Here is a 10,013-nt window from a genome sequence, read left to right on the forward strand (position 1 = left end):
CCCACCGGGAGAACCGCAACCCACCACCGACAGACAGAACGTTCTCCCACCGGGAGAACCGCAACCCACCACCGACAGACAGAACGTTCTACCTCGGAAACGGCGAGAACAGGAGGAGAAAAGCCATGACCCGCAGGAACGTGCTGATCGCTCTGGTGAGCGTGCTCAGCGTCGCCCTGGCCTCGGTGGTGACCGGCATCGTGACCGGATTCCTGCCCGGGACCACCGGGACGGACCGCACGACCGGGGCCGATGGCGCCGCCGCGAACCCGCCGCCGGCCGCCACCGATGACCGGGCCGAGCAGGCCCGCTATGTCGGCAAGAGCGAGGACGGCGTCTTCACCGTGGCCGTCCACGTCTGGGAGAACAATGCGATCGCCCACGTCACCGACGGCCGGAGCCGCGAGGCCTGGATGAAGGGCGTTTCCGGCGGCGACCAGCTGTTGCTCACCGGCGACGACGGCGGGGTGCTGAACGCCCGGGTGACCGGCGGCAAGCTGGCCGGCACCGCGCAGGTCGGCGGCGACCGGGTGGCCTTCTCCACGCCGGCGGTTCCCGCTCCGGCCGGCATCTACCGGGCTTCCGGTGAGGTGGACGGCCGGAGCATCCGGGTCGATGTGATCGTGTTGCCGAACCGGGAGGCGGCCGGGATCGAGTGGGTGGACGGCCGGCCGAGCGGCGCGTCCGAGGCCGACCTGAGCGGGCAGAGCGTGGAGGTGGCGGGTGCCCGGTTGAGCCTGGCGGCGATCCGGCCGGGCGATGTCTGAGCACCGGTCGGGGCAGGAGGTCACCGGTCGGCGGTGAGGGTGGCCCGCAGTGCCCGTAACGCCTTGCTGCTGCGGGACTTGACCGTGCCGGTGGGGATGCGCAGTTCGGCAGCGGTCTCCTCGACGCTGAGGTCGAGCAGGTAGCGGTGGACCAGCACGTCGCGGTGGTCCGGTTCGAGGGTGCGCAGGGCGTCTTTGACGATCTGCCGGTCGAGGGTGTGGTCGGTGCCGTCGGGGACGGGGCGGCCGGCCATCTCGTCCTCGCCGGTTTCGGCGGGCCGGGCCTGCCGGGCCCGGTGCCCGTCGATCACCAGCCGGCGGACCACGGTGAACAGCCAGGGCCGCAGTTCGGCGGGTGTGGTGTCCAGCCGGTCGGCGTGCCGCCAGGCGCGGACCAGGGTCTCCTGCACGATGTCTTCGGCCGCGTACGCGTCCCCGAGGGTTAGCGTGCGCGCGAACCGTAGCAGTGCCGTCCCGTGCCGGTGCTGGACCTCGCGGGTGAAGGCGTGGTCGATCGTCTTCATCGGAACTCCTCCCGTTCGCCCGGGAGGACGAAGGGGTGGGTACCGAGTTCACCGCCAGTGGTGGACGTCTCGGAGTACGGAGATGCGCCCCGGCGAACCGGGGCGCTCCCTCAACCGTGGATGACCCTCACGGGCCCGTCGTCGTATTCGAACTCTGGAGTCGAGCACCTCAACCGGCGGCGGGTAGGTGACGTCACCGATGCGCTCAGCCGAGCTTCGGGGCGGGGCCGTTGTCGACGAACGAGAACGAGGTCATCAGCGGGGCGTCGCCCAGTTCCTCGGCGATCAGACCGGACTTCGGGAAGTACTGCACGAAGGCGCTGCTGTTGCTGATCGCGTACGTCGGCCGGCCGTTGTCCTTGGCCTTGAGCTTGGTGATCGTGAAGAGCTGACCGGCCCGCTTCTGGTCACACTTGGTGGCCACCAGGGTGAGCGGCTTGCTGCCGTTGTTCTTGATCCCGATGCAGGCGGCCTTCTTGCCGTCGCCGGCCTTCGCCGTCTTGATCTGGAACTTCTCACCGACCGGGCTGAGTACGAACAGGGTGTACTTCGCCTCCCCGTCGGTCAGCCCGAGCCGGCCCTTGCTATCGATCGCGACGATCGACTCGAACGACGGGATCGGCTTGATCACCACCTGCCGTTTGCCTTTCAGGATCGGGTCGGCGGCCGCGGCGGCGGCGGGCGAGGTGACGGCGAGGGGCGCGAGGACGATGCCGGCGGCCAGCGCGCCGACGAGGAGCTTCTTCATGTTCATGCCGATGATCCTGGTCCGGATCGGACGGCGCCCGGGGCGGATCGCGCAACGTGCGGCACGAATTACGGAGAGAGAAACGGGACGACGAGACTTGTCGATGAGCCCTACCATCCTGATCACCGCGCGGCGTCTGGCCGGCGGAGTCACGGGGAGGACCCAGAATGGCTCGTTTCGGGCTGTCCGGCATCGCGTTGACCCTGCTCACCACCGTCTCCGCCGGGGCGCTCGCCGCGCCCGCGCAGGCCGCCACCACCGGGGTGGCGGCGGTCGTGTCTTCGACGAAGGTGCAGTACAAGGCGGCGGCCGGCAAACAGAACAAGGTCGTGGTGACCCGGTCCGGCAACACGATCACCATCGATGACAAGGTCGCCGTCAAAGCCGGCAAGGGCTGCAAGGCGGTCAAAGGCGACAAGACCCGCGTCCGGTGTACGCCGGGTAAGGCGCCCACACAGGTGGTCGTCTACACGTACGACCGGGCCGACTCGATCCGCAACGACACCGGTGTGCCGATGTACGCGGACGGGGGCACCGCCGACGACGTGGTCTACGGCGGCTCGGGTGACGACACGCTGCACGGCTGGACCGGCGCCGACCGCATCCACGGCCGCGGCGGCGAGGACCACATCTGGGGCTGGACCGGGGCGAACACGATCTACGGCGGCCCGGCGAAGGACACCATCTGGGGCGGCCCGCAGGTCGACCACATCTGGGGTGAGGACGGCCGGGACGAGATCTTCGGCGACGCCGGCAACGACCGCGTCCACGGCGGCGCGGAGCGGGACTGGCTGATCGGCGAGGCCGGCGACGACTACCTCTGGGGCGATGACGGCGACGACTACATCGACGGCAGCGCCGGCCACGACGTCATCTCCGGCGGCAACGGCCAGGACCAGATCCACGGCAACGACGGCAACGACCGGGTGTACGGTGGCGCGGGCGGCGACATGATCTACGGTCACGCGGTCAACGGCGAGGGTGTCGGCGCGGATCTCTACTCCGGCGGCAGCGGGTACGACACGGTGACCTACGCGTCGTACTTCAGCAAGGCGGTCTTCGTGGACGCGGACGGTGTCACCGGCGACGACGGCGCCAAGGGCGAGCGGGACACGGTGGCCACCGACGTCGAGTCGATCGTCGGCGGGTTCGGCGACGACGTGCTTGCCGGCCGGCCGGGCGACGACAACCTGTCCGGCGGCCCCGGCAACGACAAGATCACCGGCAACGGTGGCGCGGACTACCTCTACGGCGACGAGGGCGACGACTACCTCGACAGCACCGACACCGACAGCCGGGGCTCGACGGTGGACGGCGGCGACGGCCGGGACGAGTGCGCCCTCGGCGACCGTGACCACACCCGGAACTGTGAAACCATCCTGTCCTGACGATCCATCGATACGGGGGAAATTCCACAATGGTTGTCTCACGCTGGCTGACCGGGGCCGCGCTGACCCTGTTCACCACCGTTTCGGCCGGGGTGCTCGCCGGGCCCGCGCAGGCCGCGTCCGTCGGGGTGGCCAAGGTCGTGACGCACCCGGCTGTGACGTACGTGGAGTACAAGGCGGCGTCCGGTAAGAAGAACCGGGTCGTGGTGAGCGGTACCGGGAAGTCGATCACCATCGACGACCGGTACACGATCAAGCCCGGCCGGGGCTGCAAAACGGTCAAGAAGGACAAGACCAAGGTCCGGTGCACGACCAGCCGGGCGGTCATCAATGTGCGGGTCTGGACGTACGACAAAGCCGACTCGGTCCGCACCGACTCGAGCCTGCCGTTGGTGGTGGAGGGCGGTAGCGGCAACGACGTGCTCTACGGCGGGTCCGGCAGCGACTCCCTGCTCGGCGGGTCCGGCACAGACCGGATCTACGGCCGCGGTGGCCGGGACCTGATCACCGGTGGCTCGTCTGCCGACTACCTCTACGGCGGGGACCACACGGACTCGATCTACGGCAGCTCCGGCAACGACCGCATCCGCGGTGGCGCGGGCTCGGACTGGCTGTACGGCGAGGCCGGCGCCGACTACATCTGGGGCGAGGACGGTGACGACTGGGTCGACGGCGACCGGGACAACGACGTCCTCTCCGGCGGCGCCGGCAAGGACCGGGTGACCGGGGACGACGGCGACGACCGGGTCTACGGCGGCGCGGACGACGACACGCTATACGCGATGGCGACGTCCGGTGAGGGGGTCGGTGCGGACTACTACTCGGGTGGCAGTGGCCGGGATCTGGTGACCTACTCCAAGTACATTCATTCGGGTGTCATCGTCGACGCGGACGGTGCCGTCGGTGACGACGGTGCGGAAGGCGAACGGGACACGGTGGCCACCGATGTCGAGTCCCTCATGGGCACCATGCTCAACGACGTGCTGCTCGGGGGGCCGGGCGACAACACTCTGACCGGGTGGGGCGGCGACGACCGGCTCATCGGTGGCGGCGGGGCCGACACCCTGCTCGGTGGTAGCGGTGACGACTACCTGGACAGCTCCGACACCGACAGCCGGGGCTCCACGGTGGACGGCGAATACGGCGACGACGAGTGTGTCCCCGGCGTCGGCGACCAGATCCAGAACTGCGAGAACATCCGGCCCTGACCGGAACGACGAAGAGGGCCCGGTCGTGGCGACCGGGCCCTCTTCGTCAGCTGTCGATCACTCGTTGAGCGAGCAGACCGACAGGCCCTCGGCGTTCAGGTTCGGCTTGGCGGCGTTGCGGCCGATCGCCGTCTCCATCCGGTTGATGGTGGCGAAGCGTTTGTCGGCCAGCGGGCCGAGGATGGCGTTCTGGATGAAGTTCGGGCCACCCTGGCCGACGGTGTTCTTGATCCGGGTGTTGGCCTCGTTGATCTGGGTCTGCAGCAGGGCCAGGTTGCGGTCGATCTCGGCCTGGGCCTGCGCCGGGATGGTCACGTTGATCCGCACGGCCGGGCAGTTCACGGTCGGGGCCGGACCGGTGCCGGCGGCGTTCTGGCCGGCCTGCCGGACGGTGATGTTCGTGGACTGCTGGGCGGACGCGCCACCGTTGGCGTTGAGCGAGCAGGTGGACAGGCCCTCGGCGTTCAGGTTCGGCTTCGGGGCGTTGCGGCCGATCGCGGTCTCGATCCGGTTGATGGTGGCGAACCGCTTGTCCTTCAGCGGGCCGAGGATCGCGTTCTGGACGAAGTTGGCGCCGCCCTGGCCCTGGGTGTTGACGATCCGGGTGTTGGCCTCCCGGATCTGCGTGTTCAGCAGTTCCAGGTTGCGGACCACCTCGGCCTGCGCCTGCTGCGGCACGGCTACGGTGATCGGCACCACCGGGCAGTTGACGGTGGCGACACCGGTGTTGGCGCCGGCGTTGTTGTTCCCGCCCGCGTTGTTGTTGCCGCCGTTGTTGCCGGCGTTGTTGTTGCCGGCGCCCGCGGTCGGGAAGGACGTCGGGTTCTTCACCGACGCGCTGCCGTTGGCGTTCAGCGAGCAGACCGAGAGGCCTTCGGCGTTCAGGTTCGGTTTGGCGGCGTTGCGGCCGATCGCGGTCTCGATCCGGTTGATCGTCGCGAACCGCTTGCTCTGCAGCGGGCCGAGGATGGCGTTCTGGATGAAGTTCGGGCCACCCTGGCCGACGGTGCTCTTGATCCGGGCGTTGGCCTCGTCGATCTGGGTGTTCAGCAGTGCGAGGTTGCGCTGCACCTCCGCGCTGGCCTGGGCCGGCACGTTGACGGAGATGCGCAGCGGCTGACAGTTGATGGTGGGCGTGGTCTCGGCGGCCGAAGCCACACCGAGGCCGACACCGACCATGGTCAGCGCGACCCCCGCGACCGCGCCGATCTGCCAGCGGCGAGTGTTGGTACGGGAGTTCTTGGACCGAGACCTGTACATGGAACCTGCGCCTTTCGGGGAACGGGCGGTGCGCTTCGTTCTCCTTCACGGGAGCGTTCCCATGAACGGATCAACAGGTTCCGGAACCGAATCGAATTTGATCTAGGAGATGGCCGGTGAGCTGCCCGTACTTGATCTGTGTGGAATTTCTCCCACCAACCGTTGAACCTTTCGCAACGCCACCCGTCGATCTACTGTGGACCTCTCGGCTAACGTGATCACGGACAGGACGAGTGATAGCCAGTCGGGCATTCCGGCGGGTACGGTACAGACTTCGTAGTCAGTGATCTTCTTCCGTTTCCGGTGCGACAAGAGGCTGATTGGGGAGCAATCGATGCCTGGGGCAGGCCGCTGGTCCAGCTGGTGGCGCCGACGGCACCCTGAGCAGGCCGAACCCGTGGCCGAGCCGATCCCCGAGCCGGTCTCCGAGACCCCACCCGCGGCGCCCGACGGACCGGATCCGTGGCGTCCGATCGCCGGCGAGTTCGCCCTCCGCCTCCTCACTCTCACGTGGGAGGCCGTTCATCACATCGGGGAGGCCGAGTTCCGCGAGCGGGACACCGAACGGCGTAAGTTCCTCTTCCGGATCGACCACTCGGTCACCCGGGTCCGCCGCCTCGCCGAAAATCTGCGGGTGCTCACCGGCGAGCCGCTCGACGACCCGGATCAGCAGATCACCTCGCTGCACGACGTCACCCACGCGGCCGGGGCCGCGGTCGAGCACTACGAGCGTCTCCAGTTCGGCCCGATCGCCGATCTGGCGGTCGTCGCGTCCGCCGCCGACGACGTGATCCGGATCCTGACCGAGCTGATCGACAACGCCGACCGCTACTCCCCGCCGACCGAGCCGGTCACCATCGCCGCGCACCTGACCGGTGACGGCGACGTGGTGATCCGGGTCGAGGACCACGGCATCGGCCTCAACCCGGCTCATCTGCCGTGGATCGAGCGGCTGCTGGACAGCCCGGACGGCCCGCCGCCCGGCGAGCTGAAACCGGCCCATCTGGGGCTGTCGGTGGCCGGGGTGCTCACCCACCGGCACCCGTCGCTGCGGGTCCGGCTGGTGTCCCGGCAGCCCCGCGGCACCGTCGCGATGCTGCTGATCGGCGCGGACCTGCTCTGCGAGGCACCGCGCGCGGCCGTGCCCGAGCCGGCCCCGATCACACCGGCTGTCCGGCCCGCCCCGGCAGACGACGTGACGATGGTGCTGCCGGTGCAACGGACGTCGATGCCCCGCCGGGTGCCGGCCAGCGTCCGCGGCACCGGCTCGCCACCGGCGCCGGTCACCACCCGGGTCCACCAGACCGCCTGGCACGACGACGCCGCCGACTTCAACGCCGGGGTGGATGCCGCCCGCGCCAAGTCCCCCCGCACAGCCGAAGGACCGTTATGACCGACTACCGTCTCACCGCCGACCTCGGCCAGCCGGACGTCTCCTGGCTGATCGGCCAGCTCGTCCGGGAGGTGCCGACGATCACCGCGGTCGTCCTGGTCTCCGCCGACGGGCTGCAGCTCGCCTCCTCCGGCCACCTGAGCCGGGAGCACGCGGAGAGTGTCGCGGCACTCGCCGCCGGGTTCCTGGGCATCACCGGCCAGCTCGGCGGGCTGCTCCAGCTCGGCGCCCCGGAGAACCTGAGCATCCGCTACCCGCACGGCCACCTGGCCTTCCTGCGCATCGACGACCCGGCCGGCGAGTTCGTCGCGGCGCTGCTGGTGTCGGCGCAACCGCAGACCCAGATCGGGCAGCTGGGCTACGCGATGACCACTTTCAGCCAGTCCGTCGGGCACGCACTGACCCCGGAGGCCCGGCACGTGCTGCATCAGAACACCCTGCCCGCACCGGCACGCTGATCGGAGTCCCCGCATGGTCCGAAGGCCGGGGCTGCACTGGAAGGTGCGCCCGTACATGACCGCACGGGGGCGGACCGGCAACCGCAACCCGCTGCTGATCCACACCCTGGTGTCCACCGGCAACCGGTACGACCCGCTGCTCGCCGCGACCCTGGCCCCGGCGTCCCGGACGTTGTACGAGCAGGCCCGCCGGATGTGCTCGGTGGCCGAGCTGTCGGCGAGTTGCGGGCTGCCCCTCGGACTGACCCGCCTGCTCATCAGTGACCTGCTCAAACTCGGTCAGCTGGTGGTTCACGAGGCCCGCCCCTCACAAGATCTAGCGCTCCTGGAGAGACTCCGTGCCGGCCTTGTCCGTCTCACCTGACGCGCCCGTGTCCGACCGGATGACCTCGGCCAAGATCGTCATCGCGGGCGGTTTCGGGGTCGGCAAGACCACCGCGGTCGAGGCCATCTCGGAGATCCCGGCGATCCGCACCGAGTCCTGGATGACCGCGGCCGCCGCGCAGATCGACCGGCTCGATCCGGGCATCGACAAGGTGACCACCACGGTGGCGATGGACTTCGGCCGGGTCACCATCGACGAGGCGCTGGTGCTCTACCTGTTCGGCACGCCCGGCCAGCCGCGGTTCTGGCCGATGTGGGACGACCTGGTCCGGGGCGCGGTCGGCGCGCTGGTCCTGGTCGACACCAACAACCTGGCGAACTCGTTCGCGGCGGTCAACTACTTCGAGAACGACGCCGACGTGCCCTGGCTCGTCTGCGTCAACCTGTTCCACGGCGTGGCCACCCACGAACTGGCCGAGGTACGCGAGGCGCTCACCCTGCCCCCGCACATCCCGCTGATCGCCGCGGACGTCCGCAGCCCCCGCAACGTCGCACAGGCCCTGCTGGCCGTGGTCGACCACGCGGCGAAGCAGGCCATCGGTTAGATCCAGTTCAGGAGGCAGCCTTGCGCAACATTCTCATCGTGGGGGCCGGTCAGGCCGGACTCCAGCTCGCTCTCAGCCTGCGGACCGAGGGCTACGAGGTCACCCTGATGTCGGCGCGCACCCCCGACGAGATCCGCACCGGCTGGGTCACCTCGACCCAGGCGATGTTCGACATGTCGCTGGAGACCGAGCGCGCGTACGGCCTGAACCACTGGGAGTCCGAGGCCCCACCGATCAACGGTCTGCGGGTGGCCCTGTCCGCGCCGCCCGGTCAGCTCGCCCTGGAGATCACCGCGCCGCTGGACCGGCCCGGTCAGTCCACCGACCAGCGGATCAAGATGTCCCGCTGGCTGCAGGACGCCGAGGAGCAGGGTGTCGACGTCATCTACAACGCGGTCACCACCCAGGACCTGGACGCGATCACCCAGCTCGGGCGGTACGACCTGACCGTGGTGGCGGCCGGCAAGGGTGACCTGGTGGCGATGTTCGACCGGGACCCGAGCCGTTCGCCGTACGCCGAACCCCAGCGTGGACTGGCCGTCGCCTACGTGCACGGCCTCGCCCCGGACCCGCGGTGGCCGGTCCCGCACGTGGGCTTCCACGCCGTACCCGGTCTGGGTGAGCTCTTCGTGATTCCCGGTCTGACCCACTCGGGGCCGTGCGACATCCTGTTCTGGGAGGCGGTCCCGGGCGGCCCGCTGGACCGCTGGGCCGGGCAGCACGGCCGGGTGGCCCCCGGCCTGCACCTGGAGCTGACCCTGGATCTGATCCGTGAGTACCTTCCGTGGGTGCACGAGCGGGCCGGGAAGGTCGAGCTCACCGACGCGAAGGCCACCCTGCACGGCCGGTACACCCCGACGGTGCGCCGTCCGGTCGCGCACCTGCCCGGTGGTGGCCGGGCGCTCGGGCTGGCCGACGTGGTGATCGCCAACGATCCGATCACCGGCCAGGGCAGCAATACCGCCGCGAAGGCCGCCGACCACTACCTGAAGGCCATTCTGGCCCGGGGTGACCAGCCGTTCGACGAGCAGTGGATGACCGCCACGTTCGAGGGTTTCTGGACCGCGCACGGCGCCGCGGTGACCGGCTGGACGAACGCGATGCTGCAGCCGCTGCCGCCGCACGTGCAGCAGTTGCTCGGCGCGGCCTCCCAGGACGAGCGGATCGCCCGCCGGTTCGCGGCCGGGTTCGTGGATCCGAACGACTTCCTCAACTGGTTCGTCGACCCGGAGAAGGCCACCGCCTACCTGGCCGAGGTGGGCAACGCCGGCTGACGCAGGCGGCGCCGACTGACGCAGGCGGCGCCGACTGACGCAGGCGGCGCCGACTTGAAGCGTG

11 protein-coding genes are annotated in these 10,013 nt (G+C 69.6%); 8 read left to right on the forward strand and 3 right to left on the reverse strand.

Annotation, left to right across the window (positions count from 1 at the left end):
• The first annotated feature begins 125 nt into the window (after positions 1-125).
• The gene (locus ACQ0O7_RS34065) at positions 126-767 is read left to right on the forward strand and encodes a hypothetical protein (RefSeq protein ID WP_430788399.1); all 642 of its coding nucleotides are present in this window, start codon (positions 126-128) and stop codon (positions 765-767) included.
• A 20-nt stretch (positions 768-787) separates the two neighbouring features.
• Here the strand turns inward: ACQ0O7_RS34065 and ACQ0O7_RS34070 are convergent, their stop codons facing one another.
• Both ACQ0O7_RS34070 and ACQ0O7_RS34075 read right to left on the reverse strand, forming a co-directional pair.
• On the reverse strand, positions 788-1,291 hold the full coding sequence (locus ACQ0O7_RS34070; RefSeq protein ID WP_430788401.1) for a sigma-70 family RNA polymerase sigma factor: 504 nt from the start codon (positions 1,289-1,291) through the stop codon (positions 788-790).
• 205 nt (positions 1,292-1,496) lie between these two features.
• Positions 1,497-2,045: a hypothetical protein gene (locus tag ACQ0O7_RS34075; protein WP_430788403.1), complete on the reverse strand. Its 549-nt coding sequence runs from the start codon at positions 2,043-2,045 to the stop codon at positions 1,497-1,499.
• Positions 2,046-2,206: 161 nt separating this feature from the next.
• Between ACQ0O7_RS34075 and ACQ0O7_RS34080 the strand changes: the two genes are divergently transcribed.
• Positions 2,207-3,427: a calcium-binding protein gene (locus ACQ0O7_RS34080; protein ID WP_430788405.1), complete on the forward strand. Its 1,221-nt coding sequence runs from the start codon at positions 2,207-2,209 to the stop codon at positions 3,425-3,427.
• 29 nt (positions 3,428-3,456) lie between these two features.
• A complete protein-coding gene (locus ACQ0O7_RS34085) occupies positions 3,457-4,635 on the forward strand; it encodes a calcium-binding protein (protein ID WP_430788407.1) in 1,179 nt (392 codons plus the stop codon).
• Positions 4,636-4,692: 57 nt separating this feature from the next.
• Here the strand turns inward: ACQ0O7_RS34085 and ACQ0O7_RS34090 are convergent, their stop codons facing one another.
• On the reverse strand, positions 4,693-5,895 hold the full coding sequence (locus ACQ0O7_RS34090) for a hypothetical protein (RefSeq protein WP_430788409.1): 1,203 nt from the start codon (positions 5,893-5,895) through the stop codon (positions 4,693-4,695).
• Positions 5,896-6,229: 334 nt separating this feature from the next.
• Between ACQ0O7_RS34090 and ACQ0O7_RS34095 the strand changes: the two genes are divergently transcribed.
• From ACQ0O7_RS34095 to ACQ0O7_RS34115, 5 genes are read left to right on the forward strand one after another with little or no spacing between them, the layout of a single operon-like run.
• Complete coding sequence (locus tag ACQ0O7_RS34095) at positions 6,230-7,288, forward strand: sensor histidine kinase (protein WP_430788411.1); 1,059 nt, start codon at positions 6,230-6,232, stop codon at positions 7,286-7,288.
• Positions 7,285-7,746 carry a roadblock/LC7 domain-containing protein gene (locus ACQ0O7_RS34100; RefSeq protein WP_430788413.1) on the forward strand — a complete coding sequence of 154 codons (462 nt, stop codon included), beginning with the start codon at positions 7,285-7,287 and terminating at the stop codon, positions 7,744-7,746. Before ACQ0O7_RS34095 ends, ACQ0O7_RS34100 begins: the two co-directional genes overlap by 4 nt.
• Before the next feature lie 55 nt (positions 7,747-7,801).
• Complete coding sequence (locus tag ACQ0O7_RS34105) at positions 7,802-8,110, forward strand: DUF742 domain-containing protein (RefSeq protein ID WP_430788415.1); 309 nt, start codon at positions 7,802-7,804, stop codon at positions 8,108-8,110.
• Between the two features lie 19 nt (positions 8,111-8,129).
• Positions 8,130-8,675, forward strand: a complete 546-nt coding sequence (locus tag ACQ0O7_RS34110; RefSeq protein ID WP_430788493.1) for a GTP-binding protein — start codon at positions 8,130-8,132, stop codon at positions 8,673-8,675.
• A gap of 20 nt (positions 8,676-8,695) precedes the next feature.
• Positions 8,696-9,949: a styrene monooxygenase/indole monooxygenase family protein gene (locus ACQ0O7_RS34115; protein ID WP_430788417.1), complete on the forward strand. Its 1,254-nt coding sequence runs from the start codon at positions 8,696-8,698 to the stop codon at positions 9,947-9,949.
• Positions 9,950-10,013: the final 64 nt, after the last annotated feature.

Origin of the sequence: Actinoplanes sp. G11-F43, assembly GCF_050589265.1 — a bacterium.
Lineage (GTDB): Bacteria > Actinomycetota > Actinomycetes > Mycobacteriales > Micromonosporaceae > Actinoplanes.

Coding starts and splice junctions, on each gene's coding strand:
- ACQ0O7_RS34065 (WP_430788399.1), top strand. CDS start 126: ATGACCCGCAGGAACGTGCTGATCGCTCTGGTGAGCGTGCTCAGCGTC.
- ACQ0O7_RS34075 (WP_430788403.1), bottom strand. CDS start 2,045: ATGAACATGAAGAAGCTCCTCGTCGGCGCGCTGGCCGCCGGCATCGTC.
- ACQ0O7_RS34100 (WP_430788413.1), top strand. CDS start 7,285: ATGACCGACTACCGTCTCACCGCCGACCTCGGCCAGCCGGACGTCTCC.
- ACQ0O7_RS34070 (WP_430788401.1), bottom strand. CDS start 1,291: ATGAAGACGATCGACCACGCCTTCACCCGCGAGGTCCAGCACCGGCAC.
- ACQ0O7_RS34090 (WP_430788409.1), bottom strand. CDS start 5,895: ATGTACAGGTCTCGGTCCAAGAACTCCCGTACCAACACTCGCCGCTGG.
- ACQ0O7_RS34095 (WP_430788411.1), top strand. CDS start 6,230: ATGCCTGGGGCAGGCCGCTGGTCCAGCTGGTGGCGCCGACGGCACCCT.
- ACQ0O7_RS34080 (WP_430788405.1), top strand. CDS start 2,207: ATGGCTCGTTTCGGGCTGTCCGGCATCGCGTTGACCCTGCTCACCACC.
- ACQ0O7_RS34105 (WP_430788415.1), top strand. CDS start 7,802: ATGACCGCACGGGGGCGGACCGGCAACCGCAACCCGCTGCTGATCCAC.
- ACQ0O7_RS34110 (WP_430788493.1), top strand. CDS start 8,130: ATGACCTCGGCCAAGATCGTCATCGCGGGCGGTTTCGGGGTCGGCAAG.
- ACQ0O7_RS34085 (WP_430788407.1), top strand. CDS start 3,457: ATGGTTGTCTCACGCTGGCTGACCGGGGCCGCGCTGACCCTGTTCACC.